Raw genomic sequence first — 20,738 nt, 5'->3', positions numbered from 1 at the left:
TTTAAATCTTGCGGATCCCGAACTGCGCGACCTTGGCAGTTGAGTTCTGCGCCACACCGGCAGCCAGGTAAAGGCCCATGCGTGACGTGATCACGGTTTCACTCAGATCAATCATCCCACGCTGGGTCTCCAGTTGCCCGGAGAAGCTGGCGGGCATGGTGAACGGCTCTTGGTACTTGTCCATCGAACGGTAGTAGAACGTGGAAGATGCGCCATTGACCGTCTTGGTGATGGTCAACTCAGCCTCCCAGGCCAGTATGCCGCGCGACGACCCAACGATATCTGCCGCCGACACCATTTCGATAACGTCACCGGCCGCCAGGTTGTTCTGTACCACGTTGGCCGTGGGCTGCACGTAGATGTAGCCACCCGCCGCCGCCATGTTGCCACGCAGCTCGATGCACTGCGCCTCACCATAGGCGGCAGGCTCCTTGTACCACCGCGTAATGATCCCTGTCAGGCCAGAGCCAACGGCTTTGTAACCGTCCGCCAGCACAGAGCCGGCCACAGCATTCACGCCAGCAGGCAGAGAACCTCCGGTGCCCGCTAGCAGCGGGTTTGCATTGAGGCAGCCGAACGGGCGAATGGCCGAGTAGATATCGCCAGCGTCGGTGGGCAGCGGGATGCCCGGGAATTCGAAGTTGGCGGTGATGATCGGCACCACTCGCGAACTGATGAAGTCGGCACCCAGGATGTTCGGGTGCAGACCTTCCACCGTCATGGCCTCGGTGAAGCCGTCCCAGATGTTCACCACCGGCACGAACTGGCTGACATAGCTCAGCACCCAGTCCTTGTAGGCGATCGCCTCAGCCGCCGTCCCAGATGTTCACCACCGGCACGAACTGGCTGACATAGCTCAGCACCCAGTCCTTGTAGGCGATCGCCTCAGCCAGCGCCTGCCCGGCCAGTGCCCTGCTACCGAACCGAGGCGTACCAGTGCCAACTATTAGGTGCTTACCAGGCGTGTTCAGGAACGCGGTGACGACCTTCATCACGTTGGCTTTCGTGTCAGCCAGGCTCATACCTGCGGTGGTGCTGTCGTTCGTGCGCGACAGCAGCAGCCTGGTTGTCGACGTAGCTGGGAAACAGACCGGTGTGCGCCGCGATCCAAGCCGCGTAGCCATACGCCTCGGTACCGAATGCCGTAGCAGCGATGGTGTGGCAGTTGCCCGAGAAGCTATCGCCGAGCAGGCCCAGGCCACGCCGTATAGGTTGCCGGCGTGGGATAGGGTTTACCAGAAGGCTCATCGCGTCACCTCGAAGACAGCGCCACCATTGGGTGTAATACGAGTCGAAGAATTGCCGAGCTGCAGCAGGTAGCCGCCGTCCTTGGTGAAGGTGTCAGTCACCACCCAGATATCGCCGGCCTTTTTCTCGACCATCACAGTCCCGCCGTTCGCCTTGACGATCAGCATCGTCTGGCCCATGTATTTCTGAATCAGCTGGGTCGTCGCCATTTTGTTGTTCCGTTACTCAGAGGTAATCGAGGATTTGGATAGCTCATCGGCAAAGCGGTTACACGCCAGCCCAGCTATTCGGGACTGGTCATAAGCCTTTGCCAGTTCTCCCGCTCGCGCGTCAGCCCTGCCGAGCAGGTCGGAGAGCACCATTGCGGCGCGGGTGGCTGCCTTGCCTCGCTCGGCAGCTCCGGAATCACCGGGGGCGCAACTTGCGGTGGCTGCCAGCTTTCCGGCTTCGACGCGCAGCCGGTCGCCAGCAGCGTCAGCGACAACAGCATCAGTAAGTGCAGCGGTCTGTTCTTGTCTCGCATCATTTGCCACCTGGTTGGCCGCTTTCTGGCGGCGTTGCTCTTCGGTTCGGTACTCGGTAGTCGTGGTGGCGACCGCTTCGGATTGGGCGCCGACTTCCTTGGCCCACTTCGCCCGCCAGGCCAGATCGGTGACGCTCACGCCGTGCCGGTATGCGCCGTACAGTGCGCCAGCCATCGCCAGCAGAATCAGCAGCAAACCCACCGCCCTCCACGGCAGGGCCTTCACGCCAGCACCTCAAGCGCTCGGGCGTACAGAGCCTGCCGATCAGCTAGGCCGTTCGTGCCACCATTGATGCGCTTGGTGATGGTCAGGAAGTCGCCCTTGTCGGCCAGAGTGTTGAGCGCGGCCCGGTGCCAGAACCATGCCGCTGACATCGCGGCGTGCTGCGGCAGCTCGAGCAGCTCGGGATGGTTGATCAGGTCCAGCCCAAGCGCTTCGCCGCAGTCGGCATAGTTGGCCCGGCCCGTCACCTGAATCAGGCCGTGACCACGGAATTTCGAGCCGTCACCCGCAACGGTATTGCCGAGGTCCTTGCGGCCCTCGTATGCCAACTGCTGCGTCGTCGGCCCCCAAAGCTCGCGGACGTAACGCAGCTGACCGGACTCATGACCGACCTGGGCGATGAAAGCCGCGATGCGCAGGCGGGTGACGATCTGGTACTTGCTCATCGCCGTGTTCAGGACGGGTGCAAAAACGCCGGCTTTCTGGCCGGCGTTCGGTAGGATCAGCAGCAACTGCTGTGTGGTGATGGGCATTTGGGTTTCTCCAGGCAAAAAAATACCCGCTCGATGGCGGGATGCGGGTGTCGCTGTGCAGGTGTTACGCGGCGGCAGGTTCGGGTGCTTGCTGAATCGATGCCTTGAACTCTGCCATCTCGGTGCGGAACGCCTCAAACTCTGCACGTAGCGCTCCAAGCTCGGCGCGAAGCTCTATTGTTTCGGCGTGAAGCTCTTTGGTGCCGCCCATCACATCTGTGATCAGTGCCATCGGATCTAGCTGCTGAATCCGTGCTTGGCCGTTTTCGTCTACGCCATCCTTCACGCCCGTTACGGCCAGCGGGTTTACCTCTTGGGCCTCATGCGCGATCAGGCCTTGGTAGGTGGTGCCATCGCCGCTAAACACTGCGCCGAAAATCTTGCGCTGGTAGGTGACGATCCTGTACGCATCGATCCGATCAAGGTACGACTTCACTTTGGCGGCGGCGATGTACTTCTTGAACCGGTAATCAGACCCGAACAGCGTCATGGTCCCGACATAGGTGTTGTCGATCCAGACGTCGACGTTAGAGCCGGTCCAGTTGTAGTTGTACACCGTGCCGCCTCGACCGGCGCTCAGACCTGCTCTGCACCAGGTGCCTGCTGACGCCAGTCGTCCCGTCACCTCATACGCCCCCTGCAGCGTGAGGACGCCGTTGGCAGCGTTTATGAGCCTGACGTCATAGTCTGCTGCGGTTTTGTTGTAGTGAAAGTCGATGTAGGGACTGGTGTTGCTAAGTTCGATACCGCCGAACGTCGGTGCCTGTTCGGGTCCTACGCCCAGGGCGTTCCGCGCGGTGGTTTGGCTGTTACCGCCAGTCCCCCCAGATGCGATGCCGATAGGTGCCGCAGTTACAGACAGCGACGACACAGTCAGCAGCCCGTCGTAGCTGTAGGTCATGCTCGGCCCGGTCGCTGTGTTGGCACCGTTGACGGAGCGCCAAGTGAACCCGCCGGTGCCGCCACCACGGTTGACAATAAAGTGTCCTTCACCGGTTCCAGCGGAGTTCCACCCCATATACAAGCCTTGGACATTGTAAAGGGCGCTCGCCTGCTGTACCCCGACTTCGAGCAGCAGCGCTCTCCCGTCCGTGCGGCCTGTGCCGCCTTTGAAAACAGGCAGTGTGTCGTAGTTGCCGGTGGTGCCCAGCGCTGCCAGTGAATTACCCCAGCGCTGGTTTACCGTATTAAAAGCATCTGTCAGCGCCTTCGGGTAACCCTGGACTGGCTCAATGAAATAGGCAGCGCCACTGACAGTTGCGCCCGTATAAGCAGGGATAATTGCCAACACGGTGTCGCTGATGATGTTGAACACTTCATAACGTCGGCCGTCTGGTGCATTGAACGCATCGCCGATCCTTGAGGACGTGAACGTTGTGCCAGTGCCAGTTACAGTCGTGGAATTTTGGGTTACGGCAACTGTGCCGCCTCTCGACCAAGGCATAAGGTTCCTTAAAATTCAGTTGTAAGGGAATGGCAAGTTCGCTGTCGGAACAACAAGCGCCTGCGGATATCGATCCAAGGGAAGGTTGGCCAGAGAGCCGGGGATGCTGTACTGGTTACTGGACAAGTCGATACTGGAAGTAGCGCCAGCTGGTGCAAACATGAAGCTGATACCACCGTTGCGCCCATAAGCCCCTTCAGAGAAACCGATAACCTTGGCGTTTACGCCCGTAATCGATGCATCAATATAGCCCGCAGCAGCGCGGGACCAAGGCAAGCAAGCGGCATATTCGATTCCCTGCCCCAGCGCTATATCAACCACGAAGTGAGTCTGAAAATCGACAGAAGCCGTCTGGGGCCGGATGGCCTGCCAGCTCCCTCCCGCATAAGGTAGAGGCCTACGGTTCCATGCGTCCGCCGCGCCTGGCGCAGGAGCTTGGACAGACGCAACCACGTTCAAGGGAGGCTGGAGGGAATTGAAGGTGCATACGCCCTGATCGGTGTACGTCTTCAGGTACGGTGATCCGGGAATATTGTCGGCCATCAGATCGAACACATAAGCCTTTGTTGCGGTACTTGCTGCGCTGAAGTGGAGCGTCATAGTTGAACCGCTGATCGACGTCCCTTGCAGGCACCCTTTACCAACGAGAAACACAATCGGTGATCGAGGGCTATTTACAGTTGTCGTGAACATCTGGTCGCCTGTTCGCGCGCTGTCGATGTAACTACCGCCCTGATCGGGATCGTTTGTAACCGACCGCAGCACCTTTCTCTGCCAGACCTCTCCGGCGACCAGATAGCCGCTCTTAATCAGTCCGTAACATATTCTGGAAGTATCGAACAACAATTCACCGGTATCTTTATTTACCACCAACGAAGTCATCAGTAATACCCGTAATAAATTCGACAGTTCGCCGAGAAGTAACCCCAACCGTTTGTGTTGTAGGAATAAGCCCAAGACAGCGAAGTGCCAGACAACGTAATGCCTGGCCTCTTTCCTTTTTCCCGCTGGAGATCCACCAGCGGGACAGGAATAAAGTAGGCCGCTTTCCCAGGGGGCGGCGCTGGAATCGTCACTGCCCCATTAACGCCGTTCGTATCGACACTACCCATTGTCTGACTGAGCTTCATGGTCATGTCGACCAGCACTCGTTCATCAGCGGTTTTTAGCGTTATCCCCGTCATGTCAAAGACTCAAATCGATGCCAAGAACACCGTTGGCGTGATACATCTTGATGGATGAGTTGCTGATGGTTGACCTACGCCCATCATCCATACTTCCGTTGAGCTGCCAGGGGCCGGTCTTTGGAAAAAGCCAGCCGCTAACGTTCGCCACATAGTCAGAAGACTGGAGGTTTCCAACTTTCAACCAGCTGATAGAACCGTCTTCGATAAATGCCGAGCGAATGAATGTCTGCCCGCCAGTGATGCCGAAAAACGACTGCGGCGATTGCGAGCTGGTATTCATCACCAGAAAAGTATCGGCCCGCACAACAAACTGCGAAGTCGTGCCAGCCGCCCCGCTCTCAAGACCAAGCCCAAACCCCGCCGCGTAAGGGATGTTGTTCTGTGTGAGCTCCATCCTCACCGACCAGATCCCGGCCAGCTTGTTGTTGGTGGTGGCCAGCGCGCTGGTTGTCTGCTGAACCGCAACGGTCGCGTCGTTTGCCTTGGCCTGCGCCGTCTCAATCCGGGTAGACAGCGCACCGTCAGCGTTAGACCTTGTGGCCGCTTCGGACTGAATGGCCGCCTGAACCGTTGTCTGGTTCGTGGTAACCGTCGCTGTCAGGTTCGTGATCTGCTGTGCAGTCGCCTCCCTGTCCGTGGCTTGCGCTGTTTCAACGATGCTGATTTTTGCGTCGTTGCCCGCTACCCGAGCATCCAGCAACGTTGTGCGCTGAGCCTGCGCAAAATCATTTTCGGTTCGTACCCTGACTTCCTGCGCGTAGTTGGCTGTTTCCTCCCAGGCTTTGAGAGCAGCGGCCATCTCGCCTTCTACGCCTTCATCCCTCGACGAGGCCTGCAGCGCATTCAGTTGGGTTGCTGTCGCAGTGGTCTTGCCGTCGACCGTCGCGATGTTGGCTGTGTTTTTGGATACCTGATCCGCCTGTGCATTAGCCGAGCGAATCGACTGCCCGGTGTTGACCCAGTAAGTCGGGTTCGGCGGACCGTTCGATCCGTTGGCCGCCGCAGGTACTGCCGCAATGGCCGTCCATAGGTTGTCACCTACTCGCACGGTGTTATCGCGCACGTAGGCATCGGTCGGCACGTATACCAGTGCATCGGTGATTTCTCCGATATTGGCTTTGAGCTCTTCAAGTCGCTCATTAACGGAACCAGGTCCGTCGCCGTCGATGAGCTCGAGCCTGCCAAGCAGGTGTTCACCGAACTGGCTTTCGGTCAGCTGCTTGTCCAGCAGATCCAGAACAGGGCCTGCATCGCTGCTGGTCTGCCCCATGACGCCGATACCGACCGGATACCACGGTCCGATGTTGCCGGTCCGGTCCACCAGTCGCGCCCAGAAGAAGAACGTCACGCCCGCTTTCAAGGACTGCATGACGTGTTCCGACTGGGGATAGGCCAGGTCGCTCAGCTTGGTGGCCTTGGCCAGGTCGGTCGTTGGCCCGTACCAGATTTCGGTTCGCTGCGTATCCTCTACACCTGCCGGAAAGGTCCAGTTCAGTTTGATGCCGAAGATCAACGATGAGGCAGTCAGCGAAGTGACAGCAGGCGGCAGCCCTTCCTTGCCCTTGAGCTGAGTCAGGATCGAATTCCGCCAGCTCGAAGAGATGTCGTAAGCGCTAACTGCGCGCACGCGAGCGAGATAGGCACCGGCATAGATGCCGGTGATATCGACACTGGTTGAACCGGTGCGCTGAACCTTGATCCAGTTGCCGTTATCCCTGCGCCATTCGACGTCATAAGCAACCGCGCCGGCCACGGCGGGCCAACTGATGGTCATTGTTGTAACAGCCAGGCCTTGCGCGATCGCCGTCGTTGACGCCAGCGAAACGCTGGCAGGCGATGGAACGACCGTGATCGGAATGACACTGATCGGACGCTCTTCCAGCCGGGCACCGGTGTCGATGTAGGCAAACTTGCTTGGCTCGTACTGAAGAGCGGTAATTGCGTACTCGCCTTCCGCACTGCGTTTCACGCTCAGCACCCGGTACAGAGGGATAGCCAGGTCATCGGCATCCAGCGCCCATTGCAGCTGGGTGGTAGGCGTCTCGCTGTAAGCGACAGTGACGGTAATCGCCCTGCCTGCCACGGACTGAACGGTCCGGCCTTCAGCCTGGCCGCTGGGCAGGTTGACGATCAGACGGTCACCGGCCTTTGCCAAGGTGTCGCGATCGAGCGTTACTACTTTTCCAGCAGCACCAGCAATGCGTCCGCCGATCTCCCGCCCAGCCAGTAGAGAATCAGCGATAGGAATGATGTAACCGGGCAGCGGGATAGCCCCTTCCATGCCGGTGCTGAAGCTTACGGTGCGGTCTTGGTTGTTGCTCATTACGACCCACTTGCCGCGGCGCTGCGCCTCGGAAGCGCGCGTGCAGCCGATCGCGGTAAGCTCGGTCGGCTTGTCGCCGAATCGACGCTGCAGCACCGGATCGGCAAATGGAATGACATCTGTATCGTAATTGTTGTCAGGGTTGTCGTAACCGACGATTGCCCGGGTGTAGCGTGTCTTCGCCGAGGCACTGCCGTAGGTGAATTTTCCGTCGATGACGTTGGCGCGGGTGAAGACGTAATCGAAGTCTTGGGCGCGCGGCATATCGGCCTGCGTAACTAACTGACCTTGCGCCCAGTAGGTCATGCTCCGATAAATGCCGGAGATATCGCGCAGCAGGGACCAGGCATTGACCTTGCCCTGCAGGTTCATATCACATAGGTAACGAGGCTCTAAGCCGCCAACTCCGTTTGGGACATCTTGGTCGCAGTACTGCGCGATGCGGTACAGCTCCCACTTGTCGACCATCCACGGCTTGATGCGTTTACCGAGGCCAAACCGGTCTTGAGTGCATACGCCATATGTCACCCAGGCAGGGTTGTTGGTCCATGCCTCTTTCATGGAGCCGTCCCACACGCCCGAATAGGTGCGGTTAAACGGATCGTAATTGCTCGGCACCTGCCATTTCCGCGCTTTGCACTTGACCGTCACTGCGGGAATGTTGGTGAACTGCTCAGCATCAAACTCAATGTAGAGCAGCGCCGTGTTCGGATAGCGCAGCTTTGCGTCGATGACCTCTGTGAGCCCGGCCACCAGCATGGTGTCGGCAATCTTGTTGGTGTTCTGGTTGGCGGTCAGGCGGCGGACGCGGATCTGCCAGCCTGATGTCGCGGCGGGCAAATCGATGCGGCGCGAACGCTCGTAGCGCGTGGTGGTTTTGCCGTCCACGGCCTCCAGCAGTGCCTCCTTGTAGCTGCCGCCGTCCGTGGCCACGTCGATCGCGTATTCAATGCGGTAGCCGCCGACATTCCCTTCATCGTCCTGCTGCTGGAGCGCCGGCCATGCGAGACGCACACGCACGGCAGATAACTGAGTGTTGGTGATTGAGCGCACCCACGGCGAGGCGTTTCGCAACTCGACATTGACGGTCGTCTCGTTGTCGATGGACGGAATGCCGGGGATGTACGACTGATCAACCGAGCCGGTGCGCCATTCCCACTTAACGTTTTGGAAATTGACGTTGCCGCTGGCATCGTTGATCGGCGTGTTGTCGAGGTAAATGTCGGCAGCCGTCGGCGTTCCTTCGAACTCGCCCTCGCCCACAGCGATGAGCAGCTTTGCCAAGTTGGTGGAGCGCAGGCTATCGGAAGCCTCGGTCGGCGACTTCGGACTTGCGCTGCCGCCTTTCTCACCGTGGATATCGATCTTCAGTGCTGCGCCCATGCTTTTCTCCAGGCATAAAAAAACCGCCTCTCGGGCGGAATGTGGCAATGGCGTTTAGATATCATTCGTGCTTTTGGGATGCAAAAATTACGGTTATCATGGGCCCCACCCACTTAACGAATCACGGAAGTCTCTTCTTATGGGAAAGGCCCGCGTCTGGATACGCCCGGTTTTGTCGATACCCTTCTATGTGGTGTCAGTTTATCTATGGCTTATAGCCGTAATGAGTTTTATAGCTACTTCGTTGATCATGTTAAACGCTCCCCTAACAGCTCAAGAATCCGGTGAGAAAATTGCTGACTTGGTCTTTTCAATAATCGGCATAGTAGTTGCCGGGGGCTTTTGGTTGCTTGGTCGATACATAAGGACATCAAGTTTCAAGAGGCGGCTTAAGGTCACGTCTCCAAGCCAATCTCAGCTGTAAATTACGTTTTATCCTCAGCGTATATGCCTGCACTGATAATAGCCCCGCCCCAGCGCCGCTCACCGATGCAGATCGGAACAGGGTTTCCGCTGGCCGTTGTGTTCTTGGCGCTGCCGAAAGCGTAGGACGGCTGGTTTTCCGGAGCCGCGCTCTGCTTTATGCCTGAGGCTTGCGGGCTGAGCATCTGGATCACGCCGCCAGCCAGCAAGGCAAAGCCCACAGGGGCCGTGGGCGCTCCAAAGTAGCTTGCTGCAATCAGGACAACGCCAAGGACAGTCTGTATCAGACCTCCCCGCTTACTGCCCTGCAGCACCGGCACAACCCTGACCTCGCGAGAACCTCCGAGTCCGAAGCCATTCTCACTGACGTTTTTACCGTTGCGAAATATCGCGAATCGCATGCCCAGTCGGTCAAGTCGGCGAATCTCATCCGCGAACCCGTCAAGGGTCGCCTTCAAAGCCTTGAACACCTCCCAAGTCTGTCCTGAGTCAATCTGCCTGCGATGGACACGACCGAACTTGCGGGCCAGCGATCCCGACAACTTGATAGTGGTCATGGGTGAGTAATGAATGGCTGCCATGTGTTTCTCCGGGCAATAAAAAACCGCCCGGAGGCGGTTTAGTCAGTTGTGAATTTGAATTTTCACCTTATCAGGCATTACGTCAAACCTCTGTGCAAGGGCTAAAGCTGCCTCTCTCAATCCAAGCTCTAGAGGCATAGGCGATGGCCTGATACGCTCAAGGCCGACGTTAGCGAGAATATCTTTGAGCTCATTGACTTGGCTCTTTGACCGCCACCTAGACCCAGAAAAATGAGTATTCATTGGAAGGTTTTTTCCATCGTCATAGATTGCAGATGAAAATCTGAAACTCCAAAATCCCTCTGACCCTGGGGTCTTGAGCCACTTGTCAATAGTGACGACAGCTTTCACGCCCTCCTGATGACGAAACACCGCATATTTAGTGTCATAAATGGCGTTGACAGAGCAAGACAGCGCCCCTTCAAATTCCCATCGCTCGATCACGAGTTCAAGATCCGTAGGCATGATCTCAAAAATCATAAATCCGCATTCATCATCCATGGTGATACTTTCCGTTGTGGGGTTCCGCCTGATCCTACAACTATTAGGTTCCACATTTGAACTGTCCACCCATCCAGCGTGGTCGAATGACCAGTAACGCGGCTCGCCATCGGCATAGTAGCTTTGCGCCTCACATTATCCTGTAGGCGATGCGCATGGATCCGGAAGAATTTGCAATGGTTCAGGACGCTCAGGCTGGCGTAACAAGCGCCACCATCGGAATTCTCAGAACATTTGCCGCTGTGCTGGTTGACTTGGTCCCAGATCACAAACTTGCTCACATGGCTTCCGAGTTCAATCGAACCCAACACGACGGGCTTGCTACAGAGCATCTGGGGGAGATTGGGATGGAGGCATATAGCCAAACGTACGATTTTGTCGAGTCGGCGCTCAATAAAGCTATCGAGAAAAAAACCGGTAGACGCTGAAGGATTTCCCAGCCCTTCGCCTGTAAGCCCAAGGACTGGGGTAGCGCCAATTTCGGCGCGGATAACGCAAGGAGCTTCAAATATGTCTCAACCAGAAATAAGCACTGAGCATGCAATTGCCCAACTCACTAGCCTGGTGCTGGCTCTAGCGCACACTCAGGCTGCCTCCAGCCCTGATCATGCAGCAGCGCGGATTGGCGCTGCCATCTACGCCTGCCGCGAACAGGGGGTCGGTGACTATTATCCCCTTCAGGTTTTCAACAAGGTATTCCCGGGGAAAAATCTCCCGATTGTTTTAACTGATGAGGAATTTGCTGCGAAGCAGGCCGAATCTAAGATCTAAGCTTCAAGTGCTGGATGCTAGTCTGATCAACAGCCTTTTGGCTGATGAAAAAGCTGCCATCTGGCATGCAGATCCACATCTGCTTACCGCTCGAATTATACGCTTCACTACTAACTGCCTTATTCATGCCTTTCTCCAGCGGCCTGCCGCATCATGTTGTTGGTTGTGCATCTTTGTGCCTGAGGATCAGGCGCGTCCTGTCCAACCACGGACCGCCGAAAACGATGATCTCCGACGGTCTGCCGTACAGGTGGTGCAACAGAAAAGGACCGGGGCCGAAAACCCCGCTTTCTTTACCGGTCAGCGAAGCGTCCGCGCCGAGATAGATGCCAGCGTGGTTCGGGTGCTTGGTCCGCCCTACCTCCATCACGATCATATCCCCGCGCTGCGGCTGATCGACCCGGACGAAACCAGCGGCCTCGTAATTGGATTCGTACAGGCTTTTCGCATCTGCTCTTTCCCACCAGCCGTCCGTGCGATTGAATGTTTCAAACTCCAGGCCGAACTCGCTCTTGTACCAATCGGCGCAGACCTGCCAGCAGTCCCAGGCACCATGCACGAAGGGTCGCTTCAACAGCGGCGTATTGCCGGTGGGCACGATGGTGCGCAGATCGCCTTCGGGCCACGACAAGATATGCCAGGGCATCTCCGTCGCTTCGCACATCGCCAGGTCGCGTGGTGAAGGCCTGCTGGTCGCATCCGGGTGCGAATGGACAACGCCGATGACGGCGCCCATATCTTCCGCCGCCGCGTAATCCTCGGGGCTGATGCGGAACTCTTCGTTTGGATCGGTCGCCGTGTTGGAGCAGGGAAAGTACTGCTGCTTTCGCCCCACGCTCAGAAGCAGCCCGCAGCATTCGCGCGGGTACTCAGCCTCCGCATGCGCCTGCACGGCCGCCAGTATGTATTTCAGCATGGTCAGCTCCGCGCGATCAGGGATACGGCGGGAAACCCGCCAAATGGGAGTTCGTTGCCTGCGCCGAATCGGGCGGTGCAGCCCGTGGTCAGCAAGCCGTTGCAGGTATCAAGCTCGGGGTCGTCTGTGGGCAGCCCGTCTTTGTCGACATATGGCCCGGTGTATCCGCAGTTCGGCCCGCGATATCCGCCAGTGAGGCACCAGTGACAAAGCGTGGTCATCTGCCGGCCAATCGATTCGCCGCCGACGTCGCCCGGGCTGGCCAGCTCCCAATTGACCGTTTCACCGTCCTCATTGGTTTTCTGATCGAGATACCAGACCTCGATAGATTCCTGAGTCGGATCAGCGTCGGGGTTGCCGCCAGGGAAGTTCTCGGCGTCCAGATACCTGCCGAGCGTATGCCGCATCGTCAGTTTGAACTCGAGCAGATCCTCGAATGCCAAACAAAGCGCCGTGATACGTCCGTTGACGTTACCCACCGAAAGCGTAGGCCTAACTGCCGTGCCATCTCCATTGGCTTCAATGCCGTCAATCTGCATAGGCCAGGCCCCATATTCGTTGCCTTGCCACCAGATCGATTTGGCCGGCAACTGATCAGCGTCAAGGCCGACGGCGATCAGCTCAGCAGCAGTGTGCGGGATGGCGTGACCATGGAAGCGCAAAATGTCCGCGCCGTACTCAGACCCATCGAGCTCAAACAGCAACACTTCGCTGCCTGGCTCAAGCGCCTGGATGTCAGCAATCAACGGCATGAGATGTCCTTAAGGGTGGAAGGCCCGGTCGAACGTGGCCGTCAATTTGAATACGCTGCCACCCATCGGGGTGGGCACTGGATTTTTGCAGGTGAACAGGCAGAGCTGGCCGAGCGGCGTGGTCCAGAGGAATGCTTTGGCTCCGGCGTGCCGATCGAGAAATTCCATGATCTGCAAGACTCTCTCCTTCGTGCCCGTGAAGGTGATCGGGTATGAGTCCTCCTTGTTGTTCGGCCCGTCGCCAACATCCTGTTTGTAGCCATTGCCGAACTGGGAGGTGCGCACCCGATAAGTGATATCGGGCGCGTCTCCGTGCTGGGTAGGCCAGGTAAAGGTTTCAATCGCCATCGGCCTTCCCCTGCAGCGTCTTCCAAAGCTCACTGCCAGGCTGAATCTGCCTACTCATACCGTCTGCGACAGAGTCGCCAATCAGTTTTTCCAGACGTTTAATTTCGCCATATATGTCAGGACTTACCTCTGAAGGCTCCATGATTACCGCTTGGATTCGCCCAATGGCGAGCCCCATTGCCCTTGATCTATCCCTGAGCTCAACGGCTTTCGTTTCATCAGTTACTCCTCTAAAAAAGAACTCAGAGATCGAACCTGTCAGCGACATCAAAAGCTCGCTGCGATCGTAATCAAACGCCATTACCCTCTCCCGTTTATAGCTCGCCAAATAGAACCACCCGGCTGAAGCCCTGTAGCGATGGCTTTTTCCGCAGCAGATCGGGTCGCTGATTGAATGTTACGTCCGGCAACTTCGGCAGACTGGGCATTATCAGCACCGCCTCCACCCTGCCCTGAGGCGTCAACTTGCACGGTCACAGGAAAGCTATAGCTGTTTCCGCCGCCGCTACCTCCGCCCAGCGCTCGGACGCCGAGCTGGCCGCCGGCCGTGCGAGTCAACGGCATGATGGCCTCGTCGCCCGCCTCGCCCATCACTCCCACACCTCCACCAGCGATACCGAACGCCGTCGGCTTGCTGACGATGCTGTTGGTGAACGCAGCGCCATTGGCGAACATCTGCACGCCGTTGGACCAGGCACCGCCTTTCGCCTGCGCAACCCCAGACCAGCCGCTCAGCGCTGCGTCGCTGTAGCCCGCAGCCGTTGAACCCGCAGATACTGCTGTAGATGCTCCGCCGCCGAAATAGCTGGTGGCCGCGCCAAACAAGGCTCCTAGCACGGCTGAGCTGGCTTTGCGCGTTTCGATTTTGGCCATATCGACCAGAATAGATTTGGCTAAGTCAGAGAAAGACCCCTTGCCAGTTATCGCGAAGTTGACGACCGAATCTTCCATGCTGCTGAACGCGCTGGTGAACAGACTTTTGGTCTGCCCGGCGACATCCCTCGCCGACTCCAGGTAGTTCTGGAAGGCGGACGATGCACCAGCACTCCAGCTGCCCTGGGCAACGGTCATGTCGTCGTAGTTGGCCTGAACCGTATCGCGCAGATCCTGCTGGTTCTTGTTGAGCGCTGCCAGTTTCAGGTTGTATTCGTCGAGACTCATGCCCCGCGAGCCGTCACCATACTGGTTGGCAAGCTCGACCTTCTGCTGGTTGGCCCGGTCATCTACAGAGTTCTGCTGGTCCGCCAATCCGCGCTGGCGATCACCCATGCCGAGCGTGGCAGCAGAGCGCTGCCCCTGTTGGCGTAGCGTTTTGACCTGTTGCTCCAGCGCGCTGGTGTAGGCGGAAACAGCTAGCCGCTGCTTCTCAAGCCTCCCCGTCTCTGCCGTAGCGAGAACTTCCTGCTCGGTATCGGCCTTCTTCTGGGCTTCCACCATTGAGGTGCGTGCATCGGCGATCTTCTGGTCAAGCTGGATGCGCTGCTCAGCGCTGGTCGAGGCCTTTCCCTTAGCCGCTTCCAGAGCCGCTATCTCCGCCTCATAGGTCGACGTGACATCACCCTTCTGCTGCTCGATGATCGCCGCGCGCTGACTGGCATAGGACTCGGCCGACACCAGTCCAGCTTTCTGCGATGCCTCCAGTTCCTTCTGGATGCCGTCGTAATAACCGGTGATCGACTTCAGCTGATTTTGCGCATCGTTAAATGCAGTCAGGTCGATCGCTGTAGCAGGTTTGGCAGGGTCTTTGTTTTTGTCCTTGATGTTTTGCAGGGTCTTGGCGACATAGTCAGACTGGACTTTGGGGTCGTCCGGGTTGGCCTTCTTCAGCACCTCAACATCGCGCAGGTAGGCTTTAGTCAGCTTGTCGCGCTTCTCAGCGTTGGTAAGATTTGAATCACTGATCAGCTTGAGACGCTGCTCGGCAGCAATACCCTCTTTCTGGCGCTGCGCCTCGTTACCCTTGGCGGCTGCGATCGCCGCCTGTGTTTCTCGCTGCTGGGTAAGGAACGCCAGTTCCTGCTTCGCGGTGCCGAGGCGCTGAGCCGCATCGGTGTCTGTAGGGTCGTAATTTAACTGGCTTTGGGCATAGGCAGCCTTCTGCTGCAGCGCGACGATTTTCTGCGCATCGTCCTGCTCTCTGCCAATGTTCTTGACCGAGTCGAGCGTTGCTTTTGCCGAGTCACCTACAGCCTTCCATCCGCGCTCCCATAGGCCGAGATTCTTTGTGATCTCACCTGAGCGGTCATTTATCGCATCGGCATAAGAGTCGGTCAGCAGCTTCGCAGCGCCAATGGTGTCGCCCTGCTCTTTAAGCGCTACGATCTGAGAATAAACGGACGCAGTAAGGAAATTGTACTGGTCGTTCAGATCCTTTGCGGCAGCAACAGGGTCCTTTCCGATTTTGGCAAACTCAGCGACGGTCTTCTCAACTGACTTGCCAGTTGCATCCTCCATTGCCGCAGCGGCATCGGCCACAGTCTTGAAACTGCCGCTGGCAATACTTCCGCTGCTCGCGATCTGTGCGAGGGATGCAGCCGCCTCGCCAATAGTCCCGTTGACCGCCGCCACTTGCCGCGCCATTACCGACAGATTGGCGGAAGTAGTGCCTGCGACGTTGCCTGTCAGAATCAGCGCCTTGCTGAAGTTGTCAGTTTCCTTAGTGCCCTGGCTGTAGCCGTAGATCAAAGCGCCAATAGCTGCGACAGCAGCGACCGCGCCAGTGACTACAAGACCAAACCCAACGGTTAGGGGTGGAGTTGCAGAGTTCAGTGCTCCAGCAGCCTCCTTGGCATTCTTCGCCGCGTCAGCGGCCGTGTTTGCCCCCTCGGCCATGGCGCCCAGGCCTTCACCTGCCGCTTCAGCTCCTTCGGCCGCTGCTTTGGCACCAGTACCAACACTCTCGAACGCCTCACCTACCGCACCAACGGTCCCACCAATGCCGAGGATAGATTTGATCTTGCTACCCAGCACATCAAGCGTTGGTCCGATGCCGCCGAACGAATCCTTGATCTGTCCGCCCTGCTGCAGCAAAACCAGCAGCGGGCTTTGCCCCGCGATGATGCTGGTGAAGATGTCGGTAAATTGCTCGGGCAGTTGCTTCAGCGCCTGCTCAGTTTGGGCCGACGATGAGGTGGTTTTTTTGAGCGTCTCACTGAAATCACCAAGCTTCTGACGGGACGCGTCAATCCGGGTGGAGTACTCCTTGAATGTATCGGCATCAATGAGTCCGGCGTTCTTGTATTTCTGGAGCTGCGCCTGCTGCTCATCAAGTTTGCCGAGCGCTGTAAGCGTCGGGTTGATTTTACCCAGAAGCGCCTGGAGCCCTTCAGCCTCAATGCCAGTAGCGGCCGCTGCCTTCTTCGTCGATTCAGCAAGTTGGTCGGTTGAACCCACCAAGGCATCAGAATCAGCCTGCAATCGACGCCGAAGCGCTGCCAGACTGCTGGCAGAAGAGCTTGAGGCGTCCACAGCCGCCGTGTTTCCGGTGACACTGGTTGTCAGGCGCTGGTAGTACTCGCTCGAATCCAGCGAAGCCTTGGCCATAGCTGTGAGGCGAGCGATCGCCTGATCCGTAGTTTCGTTGAGCTTCCCCTCGGCCGAGGACAGGCTCGACGCCGCAGTCGATGCTTTGTCGAAGCCCGAGGAAACCCCATCAGCGGCTTTCTCTGCCCGGCCGCCAGCGGCAGCCAGCTTGTCCAGATCGGTAGCGGCCTGCGCGGCATCGCCGGAATCAACCTTGATCCCGAGTTCTGCAATGGTCGTCATGAGCGCTCCGTTATTTCGATTCGCTCATCACGAGCAATGCTTCGACTTCCAGTGTGCGGAGGTCGGAAAAGATGCTAGGCAGTTCATGCCGTTTGATGCCCGCCATGTGCGCCGTGGCCGGGATGGCAGAGTAATCAAGGCCAGATGCGCCGCCCGGCCCGGTTCGCCACTGAGTGGAGAGCGATTCGAACAGACGGAACGCCTTCCATGAGTCAGGCCAGACCTCGACCTCTTCGACGGGAATGTCGGCCAACGTCATGCCAAAAGCGGCGAGCTCCTTCTCCGACGGACCAGGCTCATACAGCGCCCGGGCCGCCGCCTTCAGTTTCCCAGGCGGGCCGGGTCGTAGGCCGACTGGTAAGCGTCGATGACTGCTTGAGGCGCGCCAACGCAAGTGGTCACCAGTGCGGCAACGGCCTCGTCGGTGAACTTGTCGTCGAAGGCCCAGCCGGTTACGACGTCCTTGACCTGCTCGACCTGGAGTGCGATCTCGGAGGCCGTCACTTCCTGCCAGGTAATGCCGTCGTCGATGCGCTTGGCATTCAGATCTGCGCGGGCCGTGTTCCAGCGCTCGAACATCTCAGCAAGCGCCTTCCGGTCCATGTATTTGAATTCGAACTCCACCTTCACCGGCTCTTCGCCGATGCGAGGAATCATCACTGGCGCTTTGAACGTCGGGTTCTGGGCGATCTTGATCTTGGCCATGGGTTACGCCACCAATGCCGAGTAACGGGTTGAACGGCCTGCCAGCGAAATGGTGATGGTTCGAGACATCACGTTGTTACGGCTCAGCGTGGGGGTTGCGGTGATAGAAACATAGGCGCTGTAGAGGATGACGCTCCCACCAGGCAGATTCAAACGAAGCACACGGGGCTGCTTGTCCTCATCAGCTTCCTCGACCACGGCGACGTAAGGGAGATCTGGATCATCAGCCACGGTGAACGACATGCTGATCGGGTTCTTGCTGGTCGGCAGTTGACGGTCGTCGTCGTCAGCAAGAAAGCCGAAGGTTGTGAACTGCTGGTCGCCGCCACTGGTGCTCACGTCCGTGATCTGAGAGATTTCGACGAATGCGGTCACCTCACGCACGGAGCCAGCGCCTGATCCGGCCGGGTAAGGTTGAACGTTGAGAGTGTTGATTCTCTCCAGCTCGAAAGAGCCACTGAGGCTGTTATCGACGCGCGCTGCTCGATCGTTCAGCCGGGTCCAGCCCGACGTTACGGCGATGATGTCACCGTCAGCCAGGCCGTGCGCAGCAGCAGTGGCAACAGCCGGGTTTGCATTGCTCAGCGCAGTTACAGGGATTGCCGCGCCATATGCGGAGGCGATCTGAAGGGTTGCGCCGTTGGGGAGTCTGAAGCCCATGTTGGTTTTCCTCTGTGCAGAAATGACAAAACCCGCTCAATGGCGGGTTCTGGGTTTGCCCAATGGGCGAATTAGTTGGTATCGGCGCGGTACTGAAACGAGGCAGAGACTGTCAGCGTACTGTCACCGGTGATCGACGGCCCGGGCTCAACTGGCGTGAGCACCAGCACTTCGAACGCGTCTTGCTTGAGCCTGAGATAGGCCGAGAACAGAGCGGCAATGTCGTCGACAAGGCCTTCAGCTTCGCCAGTCCCATTGCCTGCTGGGGCAACAACGTTGACCTGAAACACGCCGGTATAGACACGGTGATCACCCGACAAGGTGTCGGTACCGGTACCAGCCGGAAGCATGAACGCTGCCAGATACGTCTCGTCTGCCTCTGGCGTGAAGCTGACGCCCTGATAGGCGATTCTCAGGTTGCGCCCACCCGCCCACACCGTGAGTCTTTGTTCGAACAGTGAGCGGATTATTTTGTGGCTCATACCTGATGATTCCTGACGACGTCTTCTACGGTCTTTTGAAAATGCGCGAGCGTAACTCTGACCATCCCGTTTGGCGCTTGCGTGCTATGTCCAAACTCCAGCGGGATGGCATATGGCAGGCTATTGGTAATGTAAGCGACGTCGCCGGCATGAAACTCCAGCACGCCGTTGGCGATGCGTGCGTTGGATTTGCTGCCGCTCGGATCGAGCTCTTCTGTGGTCGAGTCGTTTGGAGCGCCAATGCCGAACATCCAGTTACCGCGGAATCGGCCACCGACATAGCCCTGGCCAGCTACGAGGCCATTCACATTGAAGTTTTGGTCTCGCTCTGTCTTGGTCAACGGCTTGGCGTATTTTACGCCTCGCTTCAGATTGCCGGACTTCGTGAAGTTCGATTCGGTCAAGTTTATGGCGGTATTGCGCACGGAAACCTTGAAGTCGTAGTCATCGGCTGCGCGGGTGTTGGTATCACGGAACGCCAGGTTGGCCGCCCATATCTCAGGACTGCCCACTGGAGACATTCGGATGACGCTGCTGCCGATCTCGATGATGATCTCGCGAAGACTGACATCGACCGCTTCCTTTGCCTGCTCGGCAAATTTGGCGAGGTCGAGGGCGAAGCTACCGGACTGGCCAGTACCTGCGCGACTCATGAGCGCACCTGCAGCTCGTAGAGCAGTGGTGTGCCTGCCGGATTGATCTCTTTCAGCGGTGGAATGATCGACCAGGTGCGACCCTGGACCACCACCTTGCTGAGCAGCGTCGGTGGCTGCTCAAGGCCCTTCGCGGCAATCTTCAGCTTCTTGTCGCCAACCTTGATCAGGGTATTGGTCTGAAACTCCTGACCGGTGAAGTCGAGCAGGATGCCTTGGGCGGTTCGCTCCGTGACCGTATCTGGTGATGTGGTGCCGGAGCTCGGGTTGTACCCGCCTTTAACCGAGTCGCGGATGGTGACTGCCTGGCCGTATTCGGTAATCAGATCAAGGGCCATCGCGGCCATCTCATCGTAGAAGGCCATGGTGGCTCCAAGTCAATCATGCGCGAACTGCGAACAGCCCGCGTCGTTGAAGATAATCTGCAAACTGCGTAGCGCTGGGCCTGTCCGGCGCAGCAGGCAGCAGTCGCTTGCTCGTATTGCTGATGGTCGCGTATTCACGCTCCACCGCGCCGTCGACCTTTTCTTTCGTGACCGCGCCCTTGCGCTTGTCGATAGGATCAATGTCGTCGGCATGAATCTCTGCGGCCAGAGCCATCTGACCGTACTGAATGCGTGCCGGAAGGTACCGCTCCGGCTTGTTCTCGCCGTCCAGGCGAATCTCCCGACGAGGCCAAGACAGTGCCTGATCGCCGGTGGATTTGCGTCCCTTCCAGGTCATGCCGTCCATCACCAAGGCGGCCCGGCGCAAAACAGCCTCTTGCGCAGCCTCTTCAGCCGGAATGGCCACACCGAATTTCCCGGCGTAGATGACCAGTTCAGCGGCAGTGGCGTAGCTTTCAGCATCCGGTACGCCGGTGCCGTCCTCGATGATGAGCATGACTTATTCCTTGGTTTCGTTCAGGCGATCTGCTTCGGCCTTGGCCTGAGCTTCATCACCAGCAAAGTCGCTGAATCGTACACCGTCGCGGGTGATGATGATCCACTGGTTGTCCGCTTCCAGCTTGGGGATGTAGACCGGTTCTTCCTTGGTGCCATCCTTCTGGGTGCCATTGGACTCAGGCTTGGCTGGGCCTTTGCCCGGCTTTGCAGGATTTTTGTCAGCGGCCTTGGCCTTACCTTTCACCGGCGTCTTGCGTGTCTCGATCTCCACCTCAATCTCGACCGCTTTGTAGGCATCGACGATTTCCGGGTAATCGCCAACCACGGTGACCTTTGTCACCCCGCGCTCGACGTTCCGGAACAGATCCGGGTTGCGATAGCGCTTGTTGGGATCGAAGTCGCCGCGCTGGTTGCTGTAAACGAGTTCCATGAT

The 20,738-nt window shown here is 58.0% G+C and carries 24 protein-coding genes and 1 pseudogene; 2 read left to right on the top strand and 23 right to left on the bottom strand.

Annotated elements, in window-relative coordinates; all coding sequences use genetic code 11:
* Nucleotide 1 precedes the first annotated feature (1 nt).
* From N018_RS28380 to N018_RS13050, 10 genes and pseudogenes are all read right to left on the bottom strand, one after another.
* A pseudogene (locus tag N018_RS28380) lies at nucleotides 2-1,248 on the bottom strand (SGNH/GDSL hydrolase family protein).
* Nucleotides 1,245-1,457, bottom strand: a complete 213-nt coding sequence (locus N018_RS13095; protein ID WP_025389898.1) for a hypothetical protein — start codon at nucleotides 1,455-1,457, stop codon at nucleotides 1,245-1,247. The pseudogene N018_RS28380 and the gene N018_RS13095 overlap by 4 nt, the downstream one beginning before the upstream one ends.
* 12 nt (nucleotides 1,458-1,469) lie before the next feature.
* On the bottom strand, nucleotides 1,470-1,997 hold the full coding sequence (locus N018_RS13090; RefSeq protein WP_025389897.1) for a DUF2514 domain-containing protein: 528 nt from the start codon (nucleotides 1,995-1,997) through the stop codon (nucleotides 1,470-1,472).
* Entirely contained in the window at nucleotides 1,994-2,527 is a 534-nt protein-coding gene (locus N018_RS13085; RefSeq protein WP_025389896.1) for a glycoside hydrolase family 19 protein, read from the bottom strand. The genes N018_RS13090 and N018_RS13085 overlap by 4 nt, the downstream gene beginning before the upstream one ends.
* Nucleotides 2,528-2,591: 64 nt before the next feature.
* The gene (locus N018_RS13080) at nucleotides 2,592-3,971 is read right to left on the bottom strand and encodes a tail fiber domain-containing protein (protein ID WP_025389895.1); all 1,380 of its coding nucleotides are present in this window, start codon (nucleotides 3,969-3,971) and stop codon (nucleotides 2,592-2,594) included.
* A 15-nt stretch (nucleotides 3,972-3,986) separates the two neighbouring features.
* On the bottom strand, nucleotides 3,987-4,853 hold the full coding sequence (locus N018_RS13075) for a hypothetical protein (RefSeq protein ID WP_025389894.1): 867 nt from the start codon (nucleotides 4,851-4,853) through the stop codon (nucleotides 3,987-3,989).
* Entirely contained in the window at nucleotides 4,853-5,155 is a 303-nt protein-coding gene (locus tag N018_RS13070; protein ID WP_025389893.1) for a hypothetical protein, read from the bottom strand. The genes N018_RS13075 and N018_RS13070 overlap by 1 nt, the downstream gene beginning before the upstream one ends.
* Before the next feature lies 1 nt (nucleotide 5,156).
* Nucleotides 5,157-8,864, bottom strand: a complete 3,708-nt coding sequence (locus N018_RS13065; RefSeq protein ID WP_025389892.1) for a phage tail protein — start codon at nucleotides 8,862-8,864, stop codon at nucleotides 5,157-5,159.
* Nucleotides 8,865-9,289: 425 nt separating this feature from the next.
* Nucleotides 9,290-9,868, bottom strand: coding sequence for a tail assembly protein (locus N018_RS13055; RefSeq protein WP_025389890.1), 579 nt, complete (start codon nucleotides 9,866-9,868; stop codon nucleotides 9,290-9,292).
* A 42-nt stretch (nucleotides 9,869-9,910) separates the two neighbouring features.
* Nucleotides 9,911-10,369, bottom strand: a complete 459-nt coding sequence (locus N018_RS13050) for a hypothetical protein (protein WP_025389889.1) — start codon at nucleotides 10,367-10,369, stop codon at nucleotides 9,911-9,913.
* Between the two features lie 155 nt (nucleotides 10,370-10,524).
* Here N018_RS13050 and N018_RS13045 point away from each other — a divergent pair, with 155 nt between their 5' ends.
* Nucleotides 10,525-10,797: a hypothetical protein gene (locus N018_RS13045; protein WP_025389888.1), complete on the top strand. Its 273-nt coding sequence runs from the start codon at nucleotides 10,525-10,527 to the stop codon at nucleotides 10,795-10,797.
* Between the two features lie 82 nt (nucleotides 10,798-10,879).
* Nucleotides 10,880-11,140, top strand: a complete 261-nt coding sequence (locus tag N018_RS13040) for a hypothetical protein (protein WP_025389887.1) — start codon at nucleotides 10,880-10,882, stop codon at nucleotides 11,138-11,140.
* 151 nt (nucleotides 11,141-11,291) lie between these two features.
* Here N018_RS13040 and N018_RS13035 read toward each other — a convergent pair whose 3' ends face one another.
* From N018_RS13035 to N018_RS12975, 13 genes are all read right to left on the bottom strand, one after another.
* A complete protein-coding gene (locus N018_RS13035) occupies nucleotides 11,292-12,056 on the bottom strand; it encodes a C40 family peptidase (protein WP_025389886.1) in 765 nt (254 codons plus the stop codon).
* Nucleotides 12,057-12,058: 2 nt separating this feature from the next.
* The gene (locus tag N018_RS13030) at nucleotides 12,059-12,808 is read right to left on the bottom strand and encodes a phage minor tail protein L (protein ID WP_025389885.1); all 750 of its coding nucleotides are present in this window, start codon (nucleotides 12,806-12,808) and stop codon (nucleotides 12,059-12,061) included.
* A gap of 9 nt (nucleotides 12,809-12,817) precedes the next feature.
* Nucleotides 12,818-13,156 carry a phage tail protein gene (locus N018_RS13025; RefSeq protein WP_025389884.1) on the bottom strand — a complete coding sequence of 113 codons (339 nt, stop codon included), beginning with the start codon at nucleotides 13,154-13,156 and terminating at the stop codon, nucleotides 12,818-12,820.
* Entirely contained in the window at nucleotides 13,146-13,457 is a 312-nt protein-coding gene (locus N018_RS13020; protein WP_025389883.1) for a hypothetical protein, read from the bottom strand. Before N018_RS13020 ends, N018_RS13025 begins: the two co-directional genes overlap by 11 nt.
* Nucleotides 13,457-16,921: a phage tail tape measure protein gene (locus N018_RS13015; protein WP_025389882.1), complete on the bottom strand. Its 3,465-nt coding sequence runs from the start codon at nucleotides 16,919-16,921 to the stop codon at nucleotides 13,457-13,459. Before N018_RS13015 ends, N018_RS13020 begins: the two co-directional genes overlap by 1 nt.
* A 10-nt stretch (nucleotides 16,922-16,931) precedes the next feature.
* Nucleotides 16,932-17,180 carry a DUF1799 domain-containing protein gene (locus tag N018_RS13010; RefSeq protein ID WP_025389881.1) on the bottom strand — a complete coding sequence of 83 codons (249 nt, stop codon included), beginning with the start codon at nucleotides 17,178-17,180 and terminating at the stop codon, nucleotides 16,932-16,934.
* A gap of 62 nt (nucleotides 17,181-17,242) precedes the next feature.
* Nucleotides 17,243-17,626 (bottom strand): phage tail assembly chaperone, encoded by a 384-nt coding sequence (locus N018_RS13005; RefSeq protein WP_025389880.1) that lies wholly within the window; start codon nucleotides 17,624-17,626, stop codon nucleotides 17,243-17,245.
* A 3-nt stretch (nucleotides 17,627-17,629) separates the two neighbouring features.
* Entirely contained in the window at nucleotides 17,630-18,286 is a 657-nt protein-coding gene (locus N018_RS13000) for a phage tail protein (protein ID WP_025389879.1), read from the bottom strand.
* 71 nt (nucleotides 18,287-18,357) lie between these two features.
* The gene (locus N018_RS12995) at nucleotides 18,358-18,768 is read right to left on the bottom strand and encodes a phage tail terminator-like protein (protein ID WP_025389878.1); all 411 of its coding nucleotides are present in this window, start codon (nucleotides 18,766-18,768) and stop codon (nucleotides 18,358-18,360) included.
* Nucleotides 18,765-19,421, bottom strand: a complete 657-nt coding sequence (locus N018_RS12990) for a hypothetical protein (protein ID WP_025389877.1) — start codon at nucleotides 19,419-19,421, stop codon at nucleotides 18,765-18,767. Before N018_RS12990 ends, N018_RS12995 begins: the two co-directional genes overlap by 4 nt.
* Nucleotides 19,418-19,786, bottom strand: a complete 369-nt coding sequence (locus tag N018_RS12985; RefSeq protein ID WP_025389876.1) for a hypothetical protein — start codon at nucleotides 19,784-19,786, stop codon at nucleotides 19,418-19,420. Before N018_RS12985 ends, N018_RS12990 begins: the two co-directional genes overlap by 4 nt.
* 16 nt (nucleotides 19,787-19,802) lie before the next feature.
* The gene (locus N018_RS12980) at nucleotides 19,803-20,303 is read right to left on the bottom strand and encodes a DnaT-like ssDNA-binding protein (RefSeq protein ID WP_025389875.1); all 501 of its coding nucleotides are present in this window, start codon (nucleotides 20,301-20,303) and stop codon (nucleotides 19,803-19,805) included.
* Nucleotides 20,304-20,306: 3 nt separating this feature from the next.
* Complete coding sequence (locus tag N018_RS12975) at nucleotides 20,307-20,735, bottom strand: CTP synthase (protein WP_229631397.1); 429 nt, start codon at nucleotides 20,733-20,735, stop codon at nucleotides 20,307-20,309.
* Nucleotides 20,736-20,738 lie beyond the last annotated feature (3 nt).

Source organism: Pseudomonas syringae CC1557, from assembly GCF_000452705.1.
Taxonomy (GTDB): Bacteria; Pseudomonadota; Gammaproteobacteria; order Pseudomonadales; family Pseudomonadaceae; genus Aquipseudomonas; species Aquipseudomonas syringae_F.
Note: the sequence above shows the minus strand (reverse complement) of the source record. Positions and strands in the feature narration are given on the sequence as shown.